Raw genomic sequence first — 20892 nt, 5'->3', positions numbered from 1 at the left:
ACCCAGTAGGCCAGCGCCGCCGCCAGATCGATCATCGCCATCGCGGTGCCGGGGCAAGCGCGGTCGCCTTCGGCCTCGTCCAGCGGTTCGGCGCAGCCGATCAACAGACGGTAATTGGCGCAGCCCTTGACCAGCATGAAGAAGTGTTCGGCGGCGTGTCGCGCGTCCGGGAACGCCAGCTTGCCGCTGCGGCGGGCCTGCTCGAGGAGGCGTTCCATCTCGTCGATCACCTGCTTCGGCCCGGCCTCGAAGAACAGCTCGGAAAGCTTGGGGTTCTGCCCGGCCTGCGCGGCCATCAGGCGGGTCAGGGCGATCGCCTCGTGGCTGTTGATCAGCCGGTGGAAGCCGCGGGCGATATTCAGCAGGACCTTTTCCAGCGGCGCGCCTTCGGCCAGCTGGAAGTACAGGGCGGGAAGCTGCTCGGCGCACTTGGCCTTCACCGCTTCGCTGAACAGGGTTTCCTTGTCGGTGAAGTGGCTGTAGACGGTGAGCTTGGAAACGCCGGCTTCCGAGGCGATGGCTTCCATGCTGCTGCCGTCGTAGCCGTTGCAGAGGAACAGGCGCTTGGCCGCCTCGAGAATGGCTTCCCGTTTGGCCGGGTCCTTGGGCCGGCCGGGACCGACGGAGGAGGTGGGTTCTGACATGCGCTTATACAATTGAAATACTGGACTGATGGGTTCTGTATTTTTACTATACCGCCCAGTATAAGAACTCGAACGCAGTTTGCGGAAGGTGTCACATGTACCGCCATATCCCGCTCGTCGCCCTGTCCCTGCTTTCCTCCCTGTTCCTCGCCGCCTGCGGCAACGGCACGCCGCCGCCAGCCGCGGCGCGTCCGGCGATCGTCGTCCAGCCCCAGCCGGCGGGGGAGGTGAGCCAGGCCTTTCCCGGCGAGATCCGCGCCCGCCACGAGCCTGAGCTGGCCTTCCGCATCGGCGGCAAGGTCATCCGCCGGCTGGTGGAAGTCGGCGAGCGGGTGAAGAAGGACCAGCCCCTGGCCGAACTCGATCCCCAGGACGTGCGCCTGCAACTGGAGGCGGCGCGGGCCCAGGTCAGTGCCGCCGAGGCCAACCTGCAGACCGTGCGCGCCGAGTACCGGCGCTACCGCACCTTGCTCGACCGCAACCTGGTCAGCCATTCCCAGTTCGAGAACATCCAGAACAGCTACCGCGCCGGCGAGGCGCGGTTGAAGCAGATCCGCGCCGAATTCAACGTCGCCGACAACCAGGCCGGCTACGCCGTGCTGCGCTCGCCCCAGGATGGCGTGATCGCCAGCCGGCGCGTCGAGGTGGGCCAGGTGGTGGCGGCCGGGCAGACGGTCTTCAGCCTGGCCGCCGACGGCGAGCGCGAGGTGCTGATCGGCCTGCCGGAACACAGCTTCGAACGTTTCCGCATCGGCCAGCCGGTGTCGGTCGAACTCTGGTCGCAACGCGACAGACGCTTTGCCGGGCATATCCGCGAACTCTCGCCCGCGGCCGATCCGCAATCGCGTACCTTCGCCGCCCGGGTGGCCTTCGACGACCGCGCGACTCCGGCCGAACTGGGCCAGAGCGCGCGGGTCTACGTTGCCGCCGCCGAGGCGGTGCCGTTATCGGTTCCCTTGTCGGCGCTGACCGCAGAGGCCGGTCAGGCGTTCGTCTGGGTGGTCGAACCGGGCAGCTCGACCCTGCGCCGGCAGCCGGTGCGCACCGGTCCCTATGCCGAGGACCGGGTGCCGGTGCTCGAAGGCCTGAAGGCTGGCGACTGGGTGGTGGCCACCGGGGTCCAGGTGCTTCGCGAAGGGCAGCAGGTGCGTCCGATCGACCGGGCCAACCGCACGGTGAAACTGGCGGCCAAGGAGTAGTCGCATGTCCTTCAACCTTTCCGCCTGGGCGTTGCAGAATCGCCAGATCGTCCTGTACCTGATGATCCTGCTTGGCGCGGTTGGCGCGCTGTCCTACAGCAAGCTGGGGCAGAGCGAAGACCCGCCGTTCACCTTCAAGGCCATGGTGGTGCAGACCAACTGGCCGGGTGCCAGCGCCGAAGAGGTGGCCCGGCAGGTCACCGAGCGTATCGAGAAGAAGCTGATGGAAACCGGCGACTACGATCGCATCGTGTCCTTCTCCCGCCCCGGCGTCTCGCAGGTGACCTTCATGGCCCGCGAGGACATCCATTCCAGCGAGATCCCCGAACTCTGGTACCAGATCCGCAAGAAGATCAGCGACATTCGCGCCACCTTGCCGCAAAGCATCCAGGGCCCGTTCTTCAACGACGAGTTCGGCACCACCTACGGCAACATCTATGCGCTCACCGGCAAGGGCTTCGACTATGCGGTGATGAAGGACTATGCCGACCGCCTGCAACTGCAATTGCAGCGGATCAGGAACGTCGGCAAGGTCGAACTGATCGGCCTGCAGGACGAGAAGATCTGGATCGACCTGTCCAACACCAAGCTGGCCACCCTCGGCCTGCCCCTGGCGGCGGTGCAGAAGGCGCTGGAGGAACAGAACGCGGTGGCCTCCTCCGGGTTCTTCGAGACCGCCAGCGACCGCGTGCAATTGCGCGTTTCCGGGCGTTTCGATTCGGTGGAGGAGATCCGCGACTTCCCCATCCGCGTCGGCGACCGCACCTTCCGCATCGGCGACGTGGCCGAGGTTCGCCGCGGCTTCAACGATCCGCCGGCGCCGCGCATGCGCTTCATGGGCGAGGACGCCATCGGTCTTGCGGTAGCGATGAAGCCGGGCGGCGACATCCTGGTGCTGGGCAAGGCCCTGGAAACCGAGTTCGCCCGCCTGCAGCAGTCGCTGCCGGCCGGACTGGAACTGCGCAAGGTGTCCGACCAGCCGGCGGCGGTACGTACCGGGGTCGGCGAGTTCATCCGGGTGCTGGCCGAGGCGCTGGTGATCGTCCTGCTGGTGAGCTTCTTCTCCCTCGGCCTGCGCACCGGCCTGGTGGTGGCGCTGTCGATCCCGCTGGTGCTGGCGATGACCTTCGCCGCCATGCATTACTTCGGCATCGGCCTGCACAAGATTTCCCTCGGTGCCCTGGTGCTGGCGCTGGGATTGCTGGTGGACGACGCGATCATCGCGGTGGAGATGATGGCGGTGAAGATGGAGCAGGGCTACGACCGCCTCAAGGCGGCCAGCTTCGCCTGGACCAGCACCGCCTTCCCGATGCTCACCGGCACCCTGATCACCGCCGCCGGCTTCCTGCCGATCGCCACCGCGCAGTCCGGCACCGGCGAATACACCCGCTCGCTGTTCCAGGTGGTGACCATCGCCCTGGTGGTCTCCTGGTTCGCCGCGGTGGTCTTCGTTCCCTACCTGGGGGCCAAGCTGCTGCCGGACCTGGCCAGGCTGCACGCGCAGAAGCACGGCGGCAGCGCCGACGGCTACGATCCCTATGCAACGGCCTTCTACCAGCGCTTCCGGCGTCTGGTGGAGTGGTGCGTGCGCTACCGCAAGACGGTGATCGTCCTGACCCTCGCCGCCTTCGTCGGCGCGCTGCTGCTGTTCCGCCTGGTGCCGCAGCAGTTCTTCCCGCCCTCGGCGCGCCTGGAGCTGCTGCTGGACATCAAGCTGGCCGAGGGCGCCTCGCTGCGCTCGACCGGCGAGGAAGTCCAGCGCCTGGAAAAAATGCTGCAGGGCCATGACGGCATCGACAATTACGTGGCCTACGTCGGCACCGGCTCGCCCCGCTTCTACCTGCCGCTGGACCAGCAGTTGCCGGCGGCCAGCTTCGCCCAGGTGGTGGTGCTGGCCAAGGACCTGGAGAGCCGCGAGGCGCTGCGCAAGTGGCTGATCGAGCGGATGAACGAGGACTTCCCGCACCTGCGCAGCCGCATCAGTCGCCTGGAGAACGGGCCGCCGGTGGGCTATCCGGTGCAGTTCCGGGTTTCCGGCGAGGACATCCCGCAGGTTCGCGAACTGGCGCGCAAGGTCGCCGACAGGATGCGCGAGAACCCGCACGTGGTGAATGTGCACCTGGATTGGGAAGAGCCGAGCAAGGTGGTGTACCTGAGCATCGACCAGGAGCGCGCCCGTGCCCTGGGGGTGAGCACCGCCAGCCTGTCGCAGTTCCTGCAGAGCGCGCTGACCGGTTCGCATGTGAGCTTCTTCCGCGAAGACAACGAGCTGATCGAGATCCTCCTGCGCGGCACCGAGCAGGAGCGTCGCGACCTGTCGTTGCTGCCGAGCCTGGCGGTGCCGACCGAGAATGGCCGGAGCGTGGCGCTGTCGCAGATCGCCACGCTCGAATACGGTTTCGAAGAGGGGATCATCTGGCACCGCAACCGCCTGCCGACGGTCACCGTGCGCGCCGATATCTACGACGATTCGCTGCCGGCGACCCTGGTCGCGCAGATCGCCCCGACCCTGGAACCGATCCGCGCCGAGCTGCCGGACGGCTACCTGCTGGAGGTGGGCGGAACGGTGGAGGACGCGGCGAAGGGCCAGAGTTCGGTGAACGCCGGCGTGCCGCTGTTCATCGTGGTGGTGTTGAGCCTGCTGATGGTGCAGTTGCGCAGCTTCTCGCGGATGGCGATGGTATTCCTCACCGCACCGCTGGGCCTGATCGGCGTGACCCTTTTCCTGCTGCTGTTCCGCCAGCCGTTCGGCTTCGTGGCGATGCTCGGGACCATCGCCCTGGCCGGCATGATCATGCGCAACTCGGTGATCCTGGTGGACCAGATCGAACAGGACATCAGCCATGGACTGGATCGCTGGCACGCCATCATCGAGGCTACCGTGCGGCGTTTCCGGCCCATCGTGCTGACCGCGCTGGCGGCGGTGCTGGCGATGATCCCGCTGTCGCGCAGCGTGTTCTTCGGGCCGATGGCGGTGGCGATCATGGGCGGGCTGATCGTCGCCACCGTGCTCACCCTGCTGTTCCTGCCGGCGCTCTATGCCGCCTGGTTCCGCGTGAAGAAGGACGAGGCGCGGGCCTGACGGGAGAAGGGGACGGGGCGATCGCGCCCCGTCCGTCGACTCACCTGGCCGCGCCGAAGACCTTCTTGGCCAGGCTGGTGGCGGCCGCCGCCGGGTTCTGGCGGATGCTCTTCTCCTGCTTGGCGATCATCTCGAAGAGCCCGTCGAGGGCCTGTTCGGTGACATAGCCCTCGACGTTGGCGCTCTTCGCATCGACCACCCCAAGGGTCGCCGCCTGGCTGGCGAAGGCGTTGTACTGCTTGACCAGGCCGACCTCGTCGGTGGCCTGCTTGACGATCGGCAGGAACTTCGCGCGCAGCTGTTCGCGGCTGGACTTGTCCAGGTATTCGGTGGCGGCGTCGTCACCGCCCTTGAGGATGCCCTTGGCGTCGGCCACGGTCATCTTCTTCACCGCCTCCACCAGCAGGCCCTGGGCCTGCGGCACGGCAGCCTCGGCGGCGCGGTTCATGCTCGCCTCGAGCTGGTCGACCTGGGCGCCCATGCCGAACTGCTTCATCAGCTTCGCCGCCTTGCCCAGCTTGCCGGGCAGTTCGATGCGCACGTCCGGGTTGTTGTTGAAGCCGCCCGGCTGGCCAAGCTGGCGGACGGCGATCTGCGCGCCCTGGGTCAGGGCGTCCTTCATGCCGCTGGAGGCGTCGTTCTGCGACAGGTCGGCGAGGGACAGGGCGAGGGCGTTGGCCGAGAGCAGCAGGCCGGCGCAGAGGGCAGTGAGTCGGAACATGACAGCGTCCTTGATGTGGAACGTACGGGGTATCCGGCCGCTCGTCGTGAGGTGGATCGGCAACCGGTAGCGAATAGGAGGTGGAGTGTACTGGAGGGAACCGCCGATTCGCACCGGCGGCTTGCCGCGGTGTGCTTCAGCGCGCCGATTCGACCTGCACGCGATAGGGCTGCGGGTCGCTGCCGTCGAGTTTCACCGAGTGGCGGGTGGTGTTGATGAACAGCAAGCGGCCGTTCAGCTCGATGCGCGCGCTCACCGCGTAGCTGTGGCCCGGCTTGACCTGCTTCGGGTCGTACTCCAGGTGGAACGCCAGCGGCACCTGGCTGGTGATCTCGCGGGTCTGGCTGGCCAACTGCACCGAAGGGGCGTCGGCCAGGGACACGTCTTCCAGGCTCACGCTCAGGCGCGCCGAGGGCGGCAGGGCGATACGCTCGCGGTAGAAGACCTCACCATCGAAGCTGGCGTTCGAAGTCGATTGCTGGGTACCGCAGCCGGCGAGGATGCTGGCGGCGAGCAGCAATGGCAGTTTTTTCATGGGAGCCTCCTTTCAGACGGAACAAAAAACGAGCGGGCCTCTGACCCTGGAAACCAGCATAGGTTGCCGGGCCGGAACAGGGAAAGGTCGCAGGATATTTCAGCGGAGCGGCGCCCGTCCCTCGCGGGGCGGGCGCCGGGTCTCAGTTGGCGGCTGCGTCGTTGCTTTCGGCGGCGGCTTCCTCGGCGGGACGCTCCAGCGCCACCTGGCGGATCGACAGGCGGATCTCCGCCGGCAGCACGCGCTTGGCGGCGCCTTCGGCCAGTTCGCCGAGCAGTTCGTGGTAGCTCAGTTTGCCGGCCTCGTCCTTGCGCAGCACACGCAGGTCGAGAAGGGTCTGGATGAAGTGGCGGAACAGGCTCTTGTCGAAGAACTCCGGGGCGTTCAGGCCATGCAGGATCGACAGGCGCTGGGCCATCACGGTGCAGAGGTTCTCCAGTTCCTCGGCGGTCAGGGCGTTCTGCCCGGCGTTGAGCAGCAGGGCGATGGCCATGTAGAAGCGCTGCAGGGTCTGGGTCACCGAACGAGCGAGGAGGATCAGCAGCACGTATTGCCGCGAGCTTGGCGCCGGGCGGATGAAGGTGTCGTTCTCCTGGCGCAGCAGGCCCTGCTCCACCAGGGCCGCCAGCCACTGGTCGATCACCGCGTCGAGTTCGTCCAGGCTCCAGCGGATGAACAGTTCCGCCTGCAGGTAGGGATAGAGCGCGCGGGCGAAGCGCAGCAACTGTTCGCGGCTGATCCGCGAGTTGCTCTGGAAGAAGCTGGCGATCAGCGCCGGCAGGGCGAAGACGTGGAGGACGTTGTTGCGGTAGTAGGTCGCCAGCACCGCGTTCTGTTCGTCGAGATAGAGGATGCGGCCCAGCGCGTCCTTCTGCTCGGCCAGCAGGTTCATGCTCTTCACGTACTCGATCAGGGCCTGGCCGTCGCCGTCCGGCAGGGTCGCGCTGGGCGAGTAGGGCACCTTGCGCAGCAGCGCCAGGTAGAGGTCGAGGATTCGCGCCAGGGCGCTTTCGTCGAGGGCCTGGCGGCTGGTGGAGAGCAGCGCCAGGGCGACCAGGTTGACCGGGTTGATCGCCGCCGCGTCGTTGAGGTGGCGAGCGACGTCCTTGGCCAGCAGGTTGGTGGTCTGCGGCAGCCAGTCGGGGCGGTATTCCGGGCCGAGGTCCTGGTCCTGCCAGTCGGGCTGGTGGCGGTCGAGGAACTGGTCGAGATGGATCGGCTCGCCGAAGTTCACCCAGACCTGGCCGAAACGCTGTTTCAGGGCGCCGACCACCTTGAACAGGTCGAAGATCGACTCCTTCTTCTTGGTCGCGCCGCGCAGTTCGCCGAGGTAGGTGCGGCCTTCCAGCACGCGTTCGTAGCCGATGTAGACCGGTACGAAGACGATCGGCCGGCGCGAGTCTCGGAGGAAGCTGCGCAGGGTGATGGCGAGCATGCCGGTGCGTGGGTGGAGCATGCGCCCGGTGCGCGAACGGCCACCCTCGACGAAGTACTCGGTGGAGAAGCCGCGGGAGAACAGGGTGTGCAGGTACTCGTTGAACACCGCGGTGTAGAGCTGGTTGCCCTTGAAGCTGCGGCGCATGAAGAAGGCCCCGCCGCGGCGCAGGATCGAGCCGATCACCGGCATGTTCAGGTTGATCCCGGCGGCGATGTGCGGCGGGGTCAGGCCGTTGCGGAACAGCAGGTAGGAGAGCAGCAGGTAGTCGATGTGGCTGCGGTGGCAGGGCACGTAGACGATCTCGTTGCCCTGGGCCACGTCCTGCACCCGCTCGATGTGGTTGACCTTGACCCCTTCGTACAGCTTGTTCCAGAACCAGCTGAGAATGACTTCGAGGAAGCGGATCACCGGATAGGAGAAGTCCGAGGCGATTTCATTGGCGTAGCGCAGCGCGATGCCTTCGGCCTTCTCCTGGGATATCCGTTCGCTCTCGCATTCCTCGTTGATCGCCTGGCGTACCAGCGGCGCGCGCAGCAGGCCCTTGACCAGGTTGCGGCGGTGCGACAGGTCGGGACCGATTACCGCGGTCTTCAGGTTGCGGAAGTGCACCCGGAGGATACGGTTGACCATGCGCAGCGTGCGTTCGTGGCCCTTGCCCTGTTCCACCAGCTCGCGCAGGTGGATCGGCGCGGAGAACTGCACGCGGGTCTTGCGTCCGAGAATCAGGATGCGCGCCAGCTTGCGCAGGCGCCCGGTGACCGCCCAGTTGTCGGCGAACAGCAGCTTCCAGGGGCTCGATTCGCTATCCGGCGATTGTCCCCAGAACACGCTGACCGGAATGATCTGCGCGTCGTCGAGACCGTTCTGGCCGACCGCGGCGAGCATGCGCACCAGGGTCGGCGAGGCGCCGCGCTTGTCCTGGCGGCCCAGCCAGTCGGGTTCGGGCGTCAGGTAGAAGAACGCCGCCGGCTCGATGGCGTCGCCTACCGCTACCGGCATCACCGGACGCGGCAGCCCGGCCTTGCGGCATTCGGTATCCACTACCGCGAGATCGCTGACCGAAGGCTGTTGCAGCACGTAGAGCACCGGCTTGCTGCGGTCGATCTTCAGGGTGAAGGCCGATTGGTTGATGGTTTCCGAGCGTACCCAGAGGTACAGCAGGCGGCGCAGGGCGCCAAAACCAAAGCGGCGGAAAGGGTAGCGGGGCATACGGTGTCTACTGGCAGTTGATCGGGACCCGGCGTGGCGGGCGCGGCTAGTTTGCCGCAATCCCCGGAGGGCCGCAAAAGAACGCAACGCGTCCTACGGCGAACGGCGGCGAACAGGTTGCGAATGTAGAACCTTCGGCAGGCGTTCGGGTTCTGTCACGTTTTGCCAAGGTTCTCCCGATGCCCCGTATTGCCAGGCGGCGGGGCGCTTCGGCTATAGTCCCTGCGCGTTTTTCGCGGCCCTGGCCGGACATGGCGGCGGCCGCCGGAACAGGTAGGGGACCATGATCGAAACAAGAAACCTCGGCAAACGCTTCGGCTCGCGGGTGGCGGTGGACGACCTGTCCTTCCAGGTGGCGACGGGGGAGGTACTGGGCTTCCTCGGTCCGAACGGCGCCGGCAAGTCCACCACGATGAAGATGCTCACCGGCTTCCTGGCGCCCAGCGCCGGCACCGCGAGCATCTTCGGCTTCGACATCCGCAGCCGCACGCTGCAGGCGCAGCGGCTGATCGGCTACCTCCCGGAAGGTTCGCCCTGCTACGTGGAAATGACCGTGCAGGGCTTCCTCGATTTCATCGCCGAGATCCGTGGCTACCGTGGTGCCGACAAGCGCGAGCGGGTCGCCCGGGCACTGGGGCTGCTGGAACTGGATGAGGTGCGCCGGCAGACCATCGAAACCCTCTCCAAGGGCTTCCGCCGGCGTGTCGGCCTGGCCCAGGCGATCCTCCACGAACCGCGGGCGCTGGTGCTCGACGAGCCCACCGACGGGCTCGATCCGAACCAGAAGCACCAGGTCCGCGAACTGATCCGCGGCCTCGCGCAGGAGCGCATCGTGATCATCTCCACCCATATCCTCGAGGAAGTCTCGGCGCTGTGCAGCCGCGCCCTGGTGATCGGCGGCGGGCGGCTGCTGGCGGACAGCACGCCGCTGGAGCTGGCCAGCCGCTCGCGCTACCACCAGGCGGTGACGCTCTACAGCGACGACCCCCTGGATACCGTGGCGCTGGCGGTGCTGCCGGGCGTGGCGGGCATCGAGGAGAACCCCGCCGAAGGCAGCCTGACCGTCCTGGCGCAGCCGGGCGCGGTGATCTTTCCCCAGGTCAGCGGGCTGGTCGCCGAGCGCGGCTGGCGGATCCGCGAACTGGACGTGGAGCGCGGCCGGCTCGACGAGGTATTCCGCAACCTGACCCGGGGGACGGAGGCATGAAGCAACTGCCGGTGATCTTCAAGCGCGAGCTGGCGAGTTATTTCGCCACGCCGCTGGCCTATGTGTTCATCGTGATCTTCCTGGTCCTGGCGGGCGTGTTCACCTTCTACCTGGGCAACTTCTACGAACGCAACCAGGCCGACCTGGCCTCCTTCTTCGCCTTCCATCCCTGGCTCTACCTGTTCCTGGTTCCCGCGCTGGCCATGCGCCTGTGGGCGGAGGAGCGCAAGTCCGGCTCGATCGAGCTGCTGATGACCCTGCCGCTGACCCGCTTCGAAGCCGTGGCCGGCAAGTTCCTGGCCGCCTGGGCGTTCGCCGGAATCGCGCTGCTGCTGACCTTCCCCATGGTGCTCACGGTGAACTACCTGGGCGAGCCGGACAACGGTGCGATTCTCGCCGGCTATCTGGGCAGTTGGCTGCTGGCCGGCGGCTACCTGGCCATCGGTTCGTGCATGTCGGCCCTGGCGAAGAACCAGGTGATCGCTTTCATCCTCGCCGTGGCCGCCTGCTTCCTGTTCATGCTCAGCGGCTTTCCGCTGGTGCTCGATGCGTTCAGCCAGTGGGCGCCGCAGTGGTTGCTCGATGCGGTGGCCTCGCTGAGCCTGCTGACCCGCTTCGATGCCGTCAGCAAGGGCGTCATCGACCTGCGCGACCTGCTGTATTTCGTCAGCCTGATCGTCGCCTGGCTGGCCGCCACGGCGGTGGCGGTCGAGCTGAAGAAAGCCGAATGAGGGGGAGTCGATGAAACGCGTGTTGTCCTCTGGCGCCGGGCTGTTGCTGATCGCGCTGGCGTTCCTGGCCTTCAACATGGTCTCCGGCCTGCTGTTCAGCGGCGCGCGGCTCGACCTGACCGAGCAGAAGCTCTACACCATCAGCCCCGGCACCAAGCGGATCCTGGCCGGCCTCGACGAGCCGATCAACCTGTACTTCTTCTATTCGGATAGCGGTGCCCGGGAACTGGTGCCGCTGCGCAACTACGCCAGGCGCGTCGAGGAACTGCTGCGCGCCTACGAGCGCGAGGCGAACGGCAGGATTCGCCTGCAGGTGATCGATCCCGAGCCGTTCTCCGAGAACGAGGACAAGGCCACCGAGTTCGGCCTGCAAGGAATTCCCCTGCAGCAGGGCGGCGACAACCTGTACTTCGGCCTGGCCGGCAGCAACGCCCTGGACGGAGTCCAGGTCATACCCTTCTTCCCGCTCGATCAGGAGGAGTTCCTCGAATACGACATCAGCCGCCTGGTGCAGACCCTGGCCCAGCCGCAGCGGCCGGTGGTCGGCCTGATGTCGTCGCTGCCGCTCAATGGCGGCTTCGACATGGCCAGCCGGCAGCCGACCTCGCCGTGGATGGTCATGGAGGAAATCCGCCAGCAATTCGACCTGCGCAGCCTCAAGAGCGATGCCACGGAAATCCCGCCGGAGGTCTCGGTGCTGCTGCTGGTGCATCCCAAGCAGTTACCCGAGCAGACGCTATACGCCATCGACCAGTTCGTCCTGCGCGGAGGCAAGCTGCTGGCGTTCGTCGACCCCTTCAGCGAGGCCGACAGCGGCAGCGATTTCGCCGCTACGCTGGATGGCGACAAGTCGTCCGACCTCGCGCCGCTGTTCGAGGCCTGGGGGCTGCGGCTGCTGCCGGGCAAGGTGCTCGGCGATGGCGCCTATGCGATGTCCATCAGTCTTGGCCGGGACCAGCGTCCGACCCGGCATCCGGCCTGGCTCAGCTTGCCGCGCGAGGCGCTGGACCAGGACGACATCGCCACTGCCGGCCTGGAAAGCCTGACCCTGGCGACGCCCGGCATCCTCGAAAGGCTCCCCGGAGCGAGCACCAGCTTCACGCCTTTGCTGCAAAGCTCGGCCCAGGCGATGCCGTTCGATGCCTCGCGCTTCGGCCTGCTGCGTGACCCCGGCGATCTGATGCGCGAGCTGCGCCCGAGCGGCCGGCGGCATACTCTCGCCGCCCGTATCCAGGGGCCGGCGAAGAGTGCCTTCGCGGAGGGCATCGAGGGGTATCGCGAAGGCCTGAAGGAGGCGCGCAACATCAATGTCATCGTCGTGGCCGATACCGACCTGCTCAGCGATCGCATGTGGGTCCAGGTGCAGGACTTCTTCGGCCAGCGCGTGCCGCAGCCCTGGGCCGACAACGGCGCGCTGGTGGTCAACGCGCTGGACAACCTGTCGGGCACCGACGCGCTGATCAGCGTGCGCTCCCGCGGCCGGTTCAGCCGGCCGTTCGTGGTGGTCGAGCGCCTGCAGCGCGAGGCCGAGACGAGCTTCCGGCAGAAGGAGGAGCAGCTCAAGCAGCGCCTCGCCGATACCGAGCAGCAACTCGCCGCCCTACAGCAGGGTGCCGACCCGGAGAAGGCCGTCGAACTGACGCCCGAACAGCAGGCCACGGTGCGCCAGTACATGCAGGAGAAGCTGCGCATCCGCAAGGAGCTGCGCGAGGTGCAGTACCAGTTGAACGCCGATATCGACGCACTGGGCCGCACCCTGAAGCTGGTCAATATCGCCCTGGTTCCCTCGTTGCTCACGGTCGGCGTGCTGCTCGGCTGGCTCTGGCGGCGCCGGCGCATGGCCCGGGGAGGGCATTGACGCATGCGGCGCAATACGCTGATCGTCCTGCTGGCGCTGGTGGCGGCGCTGGCCGGAACCTTCGCCTGGCTGCAGCGCGAGCGCGCAGCCGAGGTACCTGCCTTGCCGGCGGCAGAGCGCTGGCTGCCGGAACTGGACAGCGCGACGCTGAGTGGCCTGCACGTGCAGTTTGCCGACGGTTCGCCGGATATCCGGGTCGAGCGGCGTGCGGGCGCGTGGGTCCTGCCGGCCAAGGCCGACTATCCGGCCGACCGGCTACGCTTGTCGGCGCTGCTCGAGGCACTGGCAGAGGCGCGCAAGGTCGAGGCGAAGAGCGCCAACCCGAAGAACCACGCGCTGCTTGGCCTGGCGGAGCGTGGCGAGGGGCAGGCGCTACGCCTGAGCCTGCAGCGGCAGTCCGGCGAGCCTCTGGTGCTGCTGGTAGGCAAGGATGCGCAGCATGGCGGTAGCTTCGTACGACGACTGGGCGATCCGCAGGCCTGGCTGATCGACAAGCGGCTGCCGTTGCCGAACAACGAACTGGAGTGGCTCGACCGGCGGATCGCCACGCTGCCCTTCGCCCGGGTGCGCGAACTGCAACTGCGCTATCCGAAGGGCGAGCGTCTGGATCTCTATCGCGACGACGCCGGGCAGCCGAACCTGCAGGTCCGGCAATTGCCCTCAGGGCGCAAGCTGGCCTAGGAGGCAGCGGCCAACGGCGCGGCGACGCTGTTCGCCGACCTGCGTTTCGCCGATGTAGCGCCGCTGGCGCAGGTGGGATTCAGGCAGGCGCCATTGCTCCTGGCGTTCAGCCTGCGGACGTTTTCCGGCGCGCGCCTGGATGGCGAGATTCGGCGCCAGGGCGAGCAATACTGGTTGTTGCCGAAGAGCGTCGAGGGCTTCGCCGAGGGCGAGGTCGCCGCCCATCCTGACTGGGCCTATCGGATCGAAGAGGACCGCTACCGCGCCCTGGCCCGGCACCTGCCGGAGCTGCTGGCGCGCTGAGCGGGCTCAGCCGGCGGTCTGGCCGGCCAGTTCGCGCATGCGTTGCAGCACGGCGTTCAGGCCGTTGCTGCGCGAGGGCGACAGTTGGCGGGAAAGACCCAGGCAGGTGAACCAGTCGTTGAGGTCCAGGCGCGCCAGTTCGCGGGTCTCGATGCCGTCGACCCGTGCCAGCAGCACCGCCAGCAGGCCGCGGATCAGGCGCGCGTCGCTGTCGGCACGGAAGCGCCAGTGGCCGTCGCGCTGCTCGCCGAGCAGCCAGACCAGGCTTTCGCAACCGTGCACGCGATGCTCTTCCTGGCGTTCGTGTTCCGCGAGCGGCGCCAGGCGCTCGCCCCATTGCAGCAGCAGACGCGCACGCTGTTCCCAACTGGCGGTGTGACCGAAGGCGTCCAGTGCCTCCTGGGCCTGTTCGGGGAGAACCGGGTTCATCGCAGCAACTCCAGTGAGCGGTCGACGGCCAGGAAGAAGCGCTCCAGGTCGTCGGCATCGTTGTACAAGCCCAGCGAGACACGCAGGGCGCCGGGTACCTCGAGGCGTTGCAGCAGCGGCATCGCGCAATGGTGGCCGGCGCGCACCGCGATGCCCTGTTCGCCGAGCAGGTGGGCGAGATCGGCGACGTGCACGCCGTCGACGCAGAAGCTGGCCAGCGCCGCCTGCGGTTCGCCGAGCAGGCTGACGCCGCCGCGCGCCAGCAGGCCGGCGAGCAGGCGGGCGTGGAGGGCGCCTTCGTGGGCGGCGACTTCGGCTTCGTCCAGGGTGGCCAGCCAGTCGATGGTCGCGCCCAGGCCGATCGCCGCGGAAACCGCCGGGGTGCCCGCCTCGAAGCCGAGCGGAGCGGCATGGAAGCTGGCTTCGTGGAAGCCGGTGTGGCGTACCATCTCGCCGCCGAACTGCCAGTGCGCCAGTTGCTCCAGGGCCTGTGGGCGACCCCAGAGCACGCCGATGCCGTCGGGGCCGTAGAGCTTGTGGCCGGAGAATGCGTAGAAGTCGCAGCCCAGGCCCGGCAGGTCGTGGCGTCCGTGGACGCTGCCCTGGGCGCCGTCGACCAGGGTCCAGGCACCGCGCTCGCGGGCCAGCTGGATCAACTCCACCACCGGTTGCCAGGTGCCGAGAACGTTGGATAACTGGCTGATCGCCAGCAGGCGGGTACGCTCGCCGATGATATGGCGGGCCTGCTCCAGGTCGATCACCCCGCGCTCGTCCAGCGGCAACACGCGCAGGACCAGGCCGCGGCGCAGGGCCAACTGCTGCCAGGGAAGCAGGTTGGCATGGTGTTCCAGGGCGCTGACCAGCAGTTCGTCGCCAGGACGGAAATGCCGCTCCAGGCCATAGGCCACCAGGTTGATCGCCTCTGTGGTGCCGCGGGTGAACAGCACCTCGGCCGGGTTGCCGGCGTGCAGCCAGTGGGCGACGCGGCTGCGCGCGGCCTCGAAGGCCCGGGTGGCGCGCTCGCCGGGGACATGTTGGGCGCGGTGGACGTTGGCGGCGCCGCCAAGGTAGTAGCCGTTCAGGGCGTCGAGTACGGCCTGTGGCTTCTGGGTGGTGGCGGCGCTGTCGAGGTAGGTCAGGCCTTCCGCGGCGAAGGCGGAAAAGGCCGGAAAGTCGGCGCGCCAGGGAGACGGCAGGGACATGGCGGACACTGTGCGAGGACGGTTACAGGGGAAAGGGTAGCGCACCCGGCGGCGCTGGCGAGCGCCGTCGGGCGAGCGGGGAGGCGAGCTGGGCTCAGTTGTGCGCGTGCAGCGCTTCGTTCAGCTCGATGGCGGTCTTGTTGGTCTTGCACTCCACCGCACCGTTCTGCGAGTTGCGGCGGAACAGCAGGTCGGGCTGACCGGCCAGGTCGCGGGCCTTGACCACTTTCACCAGAGCGTTCTGCTCGTCGAGCAGGGCGACCTTGGTGCCGGCGGTGATGTACAGGCCGGCCTCGACGATGTTGCGATCGCCCAGCGGGATGCCGATGCCGGCGTTGGCGCCGATCAGGCAGCCTTCGCCGACGCTGATGACGATGTTGCCGCCACCGGAAAGGGTGCCCATGGTCGAGCAGCCGCCGCCCAGGTCCGACCCCTTGCCGACGAACACGCCGGCGGATACGCGGCCTTCGATCATGCCCGGGCCTTCGGTGCCGGCGTTGAAGTTGACGAAACCTTCGTGCATCACCGTGGTGCCTTCACCGATGTAGGCGCCCAGGCGCACGCGGGCGGTGTCGGCGATGCGTACGCCGGCCGGGACCACGTAGTCGGTCATCTTCGGGAACTTGTCGACGGAGAAGACTTCCAGCAGCTTGCCCTTCAGTCGCGCTTCCAGTTGCAGTTCGGCCAGTTCGGCCAGGTCCACCGCGCCGATGTTGGTCCAGGCCACGTTCGGCAGGAGCGGGAAGATGCCGCTCAGGTTCACAGCGTGCGGTTTGACCAGGCGGTGGGAGAGCAGGTGCAGCTTGAGGTAGGCCTCCGGGGTGGAGGACGGCGCGGCGTCTTCCGCCAACAGGGTGGCGACCAGCGGCTTCTGGCTTTCCGCCAGGCGCGAGAGCAGGGCCGACTGAGCGGCGTCGATACCCTTCAGGGCGTCGGCCAGCTGGTAGGCCTGCTGCGAAGTGAAGGTCAGCGCCTGGTTGCCGGCTGCGTAGCCAAGGATCGGTGCGACGGCAGCGACGATTTCGCTCGAAGGCTTGAGCAGCGGCAGCGCGTAGAACACTTCCAGCCAGGCTTCCTGGCGGTTCTGGGTGCCGACGCCGAAGGCCAGGCTGAACAGGGATTGCGACATGTGGGTTTCCTCGAAACGGAGTGGAACGGTCAGGCCGGACGGCGGCTGAGCAGCAGGCCCAGTCCCGCGCTGCCGAGCAGCGCGGCGCAACCGCGGTTGAACAGACGCCGGGCCCGCTGGCCGGCGAGCAGCCGGCCGAGGTGGAGCCCGGCATAGGAATAAAGAGCGATGGCCAGCCATTCGAGCAGCAGGAATGCCGCGCCGAGCTGGGCGAACTGGGCGCCCAGCGGTTGGCCGGGATCGACGAACTGCGGCAGGAAGGCGGTGAAGATCAGGATCGCTTTCGGGTTGCCCGCCGCCACCAGGAACTCCTGGCGCCCCAGGCGCCAGAGGCTGGGACGCGCCGGGCTGGCTTCGTTCGCCAGTGGCTGCGCATCGGCCCGCCACAATTGCACCGCAAGCCACAACAGGTAGGCAGCGCCGAGCAGCTTGATCGCCAGGAACAGCCAGGCCGAGGTGTGCAGCACCAGCGCCAGCCCGGAGGCGGCCAGGGCGAGCATGCCGGCGAATGCCAGCAGGCGCCCGCCGCCGGCCAGCGAGGCGGTGGCGAAACCGTGCCGCGCGGCGTTGTTCAGCGACAGCAGGTTGTTCGGCCCCGGCGCCAGGTTGAGGGCGAAGCAGGCGGGTACGAACAGGGCCCAGGCGATGCTCATGCGGCCTCCCGTTCAGGCCAGCGCGGCGGCGTAGGCGTCGGGCTTGAAGCCGACCAGCGTCCTGCTGCCCAGTTCCAGCACCGGGCGCTTGATCATCGACGGCTGGGCCAGCATCAGCTCGATCGCCTTGGCTTCGTCGAGATCGGCCTTCTGCGCTTCGTCGAGCTTGCGGAAGGTAGTGCCGGCGCGGTTGAGGACGGTCTGCCAGCCGTGCTCCGCGCACCAGCGCTGCAGGTGTTCGCGGTCGATGCCGACGGCCTTGTAGTCGTGGAAGTCGTAGGCGACCTTGTGCTCGTCGAGCCAGGTCCGAGCCTTCTTCATGGTGTCGCAGGCTTTGATGCCGTAGAGAACGTAGGTCATTGCTTCTCCCGAGGCCCGGGTCTTCCCGGGCCCTGCCGATAGGTCGCCGAAAGGTGATCGCCGGATTATGCCACGTCGTTCCGCCCCTGTGCGGTCTCGGGGCTACCGCGCTCGGGAGCGGCGTGACGGCAGATAGCCGTGGACGGGCGGGCGGACAGGGAGCCGGGCTGTTTCCCTGGCCGGGAACGGAGAGAGCGCAGGTTGAACAGGTCGATTCGGCTCGCTGGAGAGCATCCTTACCGGTACTTTCGGAATGCTCCGGTCCGCGCTGTATAATCCTTCCCCCGCCGAGGAGATTTCCCATGAGTTGCATCGGTCGCCAGATAGACCAATTACGCCTGCAGATACCGGGCTTCGCCTGCAAACCCGGCTGCCACGATTGCTGCGGGCCGGTTACCGCCTCGTCGGAAGAGATGGCCCGCCTGCCGCTGAAGAGCGAGGCCGAACACGACGCCGCCCTGGCCGAGTGGAACTGCGTCCATCTCGGACCGAACGGCTGCGAGGCCTATGAGGAACGTCCGCTGATCTGCCGGCTGTTCGGCACCACGCCGAACCTGCCCTGCCCGGAGGGGCAGGGGCCCGAAGTGCCGGTGGCGGAGCAGGTGGAGCGACAGGTGCATGCGCTGATCGCCAGCACTCGCCAGGTGCTGGTGTAGCGGCCTGCCCGCCGCTAGGTTTCCGCGGTCTCGGTGGCGCGGGACTGCAGGGCCGGTTCGAAGGCTGGTTCGGGCCGCGTTTCCTCTAGGGGCATCGGCTCGTCCGCAGAGAGTTTCTGGAGAACCGCGGCGATCCGCTCGATGCTCTCTTCGAGCTCGAGCACCCGGTTGACCATGTACAGGATCATCTCCGGCGAACTCAGGTGCGCCAGCCGCATGGTCGCCTGCAAGTCGTCGTGGCGGTTGTCCCGGTCGGCCATCAGTGTTTCCGCCAGGCTCTTCAGCAACAGCATCTCGGCGCGCCTCATGGGCCGCTGCTCCGCGATTCCGCGGTAGGGGAAAAAGCTCGTTCCATCTCGCGACCTACCCGAAACGACTACATCCAAAGGTGTAATTCTACATTGCCATCACTTCGATCGTCGGACAATAGCCGCGTTCCAGACGCCTTGCACAGGTGACGAACGGGACTCGAAGCGGCCTGGTCTGCATGGCCGGGTGATGGGCGAGTTCCTTGATGCGGGGCGGCGGCTGTTTGGCGCAGGACAAAAAAAGCCCCGCCGGGTAGGCGAGGCTCAGGGGGAGAACAGCGTGCGGGGGCTCGCTGTCCGGGATGAATCGTCGTGGTGCGCTTAGCCGCAGGGCTGCTGCGGACCGCCGGTCATGCTCTCGACGCTGTCCAGCACGGCATGGCCCTTGCCGACCTTCTGCACGTCGTCGACGTCGCGCATGATGCTGCCGCCGTCGCTCATCTGGTTGCGGGTCTTGATCAGGTTGGTGGTGATGTCCAGCAGGCTGCGACCGGTAGCGATCAGGTCATTGGTGGCGCTGGGGGTGCAAGGGGTGTTGGCGGAGGCTACCTGGGCCTGGCCGGGTTGCCCGGGCTGGGTGGTGCGGTAGCCCTGGGTCAGTGCGTTCTGCTGGAGGCAGCCGGAGGTGGCGGCGAACATCGAGGCGAGCAGCAGTGCGGAAGTAAGTCCCTTGCTTGTCATGGCGGCATTCCTTTGTCTGAGTGGGCGCTGCACCCCGTACTCCTTCGGGGCGTCGTCCTGGCCGACGCTACGGCGGGCCTGGACTGAAGGGGAGTGTAGGAGCGTCTCGCACCGCTATGAAATAGCTCGGATGTACTAGTGCGGGAACCTTGGCCGGGCGCCCCGGTCGTCGCCGCGGAGGGGGCGGACGCGCGGGGTAGAGCGGCGGGGCTAGGAAAGACCGTACGGATTGTGCGAATGTCGGATAGCTGCCTACCGATCGCGATGGTGCAATCGGCGCAGTCGCATCGTCCAGGGACGAAGCCGGAGATCCCCGCCCTCATGCAAACCGTGTACACCGTTCTGACCCTGCTGCTGGTCGTCGGCGCCACCCGCCTGGCCGCCCAGTTGCTGCCCTTGCCGCTACCGCTGATCCAGATCGCCGCCGGGGCCCTGCTGGCCTTGCCGTCCCTCGGGCTGCACATTGCCCTCGACCCGGAGCTGTTCCTCTTCCTGTTCATTCCGCCGCTGCTGTTCGTCGATGGCTGGCGCATTCCCAAGCGGGAAGTCTGGCGGATGCGCTGGCCGATCCTGATGATGGCGTTCGGCCTGGTGTTCTTCACCGTGGTCGGCGCCGGCTATTTCATCCATCTGCTGATCCCGGAAATTCCCCTGGCGGCTTCCTTCGCCCTCGCCGCCGTGCTGTCGCCCACGGACGCCCTGGCGGTTTCGGCGATCACCCAGGGGCGGCTGCCCAAGCGCCTGATGCACCTGCTGGAGGGCGAGGCGCTGATGAACGATGCCTCTGGCCTGGTGGCATTCAAGTTCGCCATCGCCGCGGCGATGACCGGCGTGTTCTCGCTGGTAGACGCCAGCCTCAACTTCCTCCTGGTCGCGGTCGGCGGCCTGGCCATCGGGGTGTTCCTCAGCTGGTCGCTGGGCCGCATCCGCGCCTGGATGATCTCCCGTGGCTGGGACGACCCGGCGACCCACGTGGTACTGATGCTGTTGCTGCCGTTCGCCTCCTACATGGTGGCGGAACACCTGGGTGTCTCCGGGATTCTCTCGGCGGTGGCGGCCGGCATGATGCAGAGCTGGGTCGACCTGCTGCCGCGGCAGACTTCCACGCGCCTGCTCAACCGCAGCGTCTGGTCGATGCTGGAGTTCGCCTTCAACGGCGTGGTGTTCCTGCTGCTCGGCCTGCAGTTGCCGGACATCATGAAGTCGGTGGCCAACCACCACGGCGACCTGCTCTGGCGTTCCTCGCTGCTGCTGGCCTACGTGGCGGCGATCACCGCCGTGCTGATGCTGATCCGCTACGGCTGGGTCTATGGCTACTGGAAGTTGTCGCTGCGCATCGACCGCTGGCGCGGCAAGAGCCCGCCCGGGCTGAGCGGCATCTCCCTGCGCCGTCTCTCCGCCCTCAGTGCATTGAGCGGCGTGCGTGGTGCGGTGACCCTGGCGGCGGTGCTGTCGGTACCGATGAGCCTGATGGATGGCAGCGCCTTCCCGCAGCGCGACCTGATCATCTTCATCGCCACCAGCGTGATCCTGATTTCCCTGATCGGCGCGACCATCGGCCTGCCGCTGCTGCTGCGCGGGCTGCCGGCGAGCAACAATGGCGCCCACGAGCGCGAGCGGCGCGAGGCCTGGCGCAAGACCGCGGAGGCGGCGATCCGGGCCCTGGAGAGCGAGGAACTGCCGCAGGTGGAAGGCAACGATGCGGCGAATACTTCGCGGGTCGCCGAGGCGCGTGCGCAGATCATGGCCGAATACCGCCAGTCGCTGGATACCGCACCGACCACCGATGAGGCCCGCGACCAGGCCCAGGCCCTGGAGATCGCCGACAAGGCCTTGCGCCTGAAGGCGTTGCGCGCGCAGCGCCTG

At 67.4% G+C, this 20892-nt stretch carries 18 protein-coding genes and 1 pseudogene; 8 read left to right on the top strand and 11 right to left on the bottom strand.

Features of this window, described 5'->3' with window-relative positions; all coding sequences use genetic code 11:
- Positions 1-644 (bottom strand): TetR/AcrR family transcriptional regulator (locus FFS27_RS10585; RefSeq protein ID WP_137951996.1); only part of this gene is annotated, 644 nt, incomplete at its 3' end.
- A gap of 95 nt (positions 645-739) precedes the next feature.
- On the opposite strand from FFS27_RS10585, the gene mexJ reads away from it, so the two are divergent.
- Together mexJ and mexK are read left to right on the top strand one after the other, a co-directional pair.
- Positions 740-1843, top strand: coding sequence for a multidrug efflux RND transporter periplasmic adaptor subunit MexJ (gene mexJ / locus FFS27_RS10580; protein WP_003129909.1), 1104 nt, complete (start codon positions 740-742; stop codon positions 1841-1843).
- Between the two features lie 4 nt (positions 1844-1847).
- Positions 1848-4925 carry a multidrug efflux RND transporter permease subunit MexK gene (gene mexK / locus FFS27_RS10575; protein ID WP_003129911.1) on the top strand — a complete coding sequence of 1026 codons (3078 nt, stop codon included), beginning with the start codon at positions 1848-1850 and terminating at the stop codon, positions 4923-4925.
- A 40-nt stretch (positions 4926-4965) separates the two neighbouring features.
- Here the strand turns inward: mexK and FFS27_RS10570 are convergent, their stop codons facing one another.
- The 3 genes from FFS27_RS10570 to plsB form a co-directional block, all read right to left on the bottom strand.
- Positions 4966-5646 (bottom strand): DUF4197 domain-containing protein, encoded by a 681-nt coding sequence (locus tag FFS27_RS10570; protein WP_003129913.1) that lies wholly within the window; start codon positions 5644-5646, stop codon positions 4966-4968.
- A 136-nt stretch (positions 5647-5782) separates the two neighbouring features.
- Positions 5783-6181 carry a YbaY family lipoprotein gene (locus tag FFS27_RS10565; protein WP_003119337.1) on the bottom strand — a complete coding sequence of 133 codons (399 nt, stop codon included), beginning with the start codon at positions 6179-6181 and terminating at the stop codon, positions 5783-5785.
- A 142-nt stretch (positions 6182-6323) separates the two neighbouring features.
- Positions 6324-8828 carry a glycerol-3-phosphate 1-O-acyltransferase PlsB gene (gene plsB, locus FFS27_RS10560; protein WP_003092456.1) on the bottom strand — a complete coding sequence of 835 codons (2505 nt, stop codon included), beginning with the start codon at positions 8826-8828 and terminating at the stop codon, positions 6324-6326.
- A gap of 283 nt (positions 8829-9111) precedes the next feature.
- Between plsB and FFS27_RS10555 the strand changes: the two genes are divergently transcribed.
- The 4 genes and pseudogenes from FFS27_RS10555 to FFS27_RS10540 all read left to right on the top strand — a co-directional run bounded on the left by FFS27_RS10555 (position 9112) and on the right by FFS27_RS10540 (position 13608).
- Positions 9112-10035: an ABC transporter ATP-binding protein gene (locus FFS27_RS10555; protein ID WP_003129923.1), complete on the top strand. Its 924-nt coding sequence runs from the start codon at positions 9112-9114 to the stop codon at positions 10033-10035.
- A complete protein-coding gene (locus tag FFS27_RS10550; RefSeq protein WP_003117479.1) occupies positions 10032-10766 on the top strand; it encodes an ABC transporter permease in 735 nt (244 codons plus the stop codon). Before FFS27_RS10555 ends, FFS27_RS10550 begins: the two co-directional genes overlap by 4 nt.
- A 10-nt stretch (positions 10767-10776) precedes the next feature.
- On the top strand, positions 10777-12624 hold the full coding sequence (locus FFS27_RS10545) for a GldG family protein (RefSeq protein ID WP_021265166.1): 1848 nt from the start codon (positions 10777-10779) through the stop codon (positions 12622-12624).
- A gap of 3 nt (positions 12625-12627) precedes the next feature.
- Positions 12628-13608: pseudogene (locus tag FFS27_RS10540) on the top strand (DUF4340 domain-containing protein).
- Between the two features lie 6 nt (positions 13609-13614).
- Here the strand turns inward: FFS27_RS10540 and FFS27_RS10535 are convergent.
- The 5 genes from FFS27_RS10535 to FFS27_RS10515 form a co-directional block, all read right to left on the bottom strand.
- Positions 13615-14037 (bottom strand): SufE family protein, encoded by a 423-nt coding sequence (locus FFS27_RS10535; protein ID WP_003092439.1) that lies wholly within the window; start codon positions 14035-14037, stop codon positions 13615-13617.
- Positions 14034-15239: a cysteine desulfurase gene (locus tag FFS27_RS10530; RefSeq protein WP_137951995.1), complete on the bottom strand. Its 1206-nt coding sequence runs from the start codon at positions 15237-15239 to the stop codon at positions 14034-14036. Before FFS27_RS10530 ends, FFS27_RS10535 begins: the two co-directional genes overlap by 4 nt.
- 94 nt (positions 15240-15333) lie before the next feature.
- Positions 15334-16368 carry a 2,3,4,5-tetrahydropyridine-2,6-dicarboxylate N-succinyltransferase gene (gene dapD / locus FFS27_RS10525; RefSeq protein ID WP_003092431.1) on the bottom strand — a complete coding sequence of 345 codons (1035 nt, stop codon included), beginning with the start codon at positions 16366-16368 and terminating at the stop codon, positions 15334-15336.
- 29 nt (positions 16369-16397) lie between these two features.
- Positions 16398-17021: a LysE family translocator gene (locus tag FFS27_RS10520; RefSeq protein ID WP_003109344.1), complete on the bottom strand. Its 624-nt coding sequence runs from the start codon at positions 17019-17021 to the stop codon at positions 16398-16400.
- Positions 17022-17033: 12 nt separating this feature from the next.
- A complete protein-coding gene (locus tag FFS27_RS10515; protein WP_003092424.1) occupies positions 17034-17381 on the bottom strand; it encodes an ArsC family reductase in 348 nt (115 codons plus the stop codon).
- A gap of 302 nt (positions 17382-17683) precedes the next feature.
- Here FFS27_RS10515 and FFS27_RS10510 point away from each other — a divergent pair, with 302 nt between their 5' ends.
- Positions 17684-18037: a YkgJ family cysteine cluster protein gene (locus FFS27_RS10510; protein ID WP_003129930.1), complete on the top strand. Its 354-nt coding sequence runs from the start codon at positions 17684-17686 to the stop codon at positions 18035-18037.
- Between the two features lie 14 nt (positions 18038-18051).
- Here FFS27_RS10510 and FFS27_RS10505 read toward each other — a convergent pair whose 3' ends face one another.
- Positions 18052-18345 (bottom strand): hypothetical protein, encoded by a 294-nt coding sequence (locus FFS27_RS10505; RefSeq protein ID WP_021265164.1) that lies wholly within the window; start codon positions 18343-18345, stop codon positions 18052-18054.
- Positions 18346-18666: 321 nt separating this feature from the next.
- Positions 18667-19026: a hypothetical protein gene (locus tag FFS27_RS10500; RefSeq protein WP_003092416.1), complete on the bottom strand. Its 360-nt coding sequence runs from the start codon at positions 19024-19026 to the stop codon at positions 18667-18669.
- A 237-nt stretch (positions 19027-19263) separates the two neighbouring features.
- Between FFS27_RS10500 and FFS27_RS10495 the strand changes: the two genes are divergently transcribed.
- Positions 19264-20892 (top strand): Na+/H+ antiporter (locus FFS27_RS10495; RefSeq protein WP_137951994.1); only part of this gene is annotated, 1629 nt, incomplete at its 3' end.

The organism is Pseudomonas sp. 2VD (genome assembly GCF_005503585.1).
GTDB lineage: Bacteria > Pseudomonadota > Gammaproteobacteria > Pseudomonadales > Pseudomonadaceae > Pseudomonas > Pseudomonas aeruginosa.
This window is presented reverse-complemented; position numbering and strand designations above follow the sequence as displayed.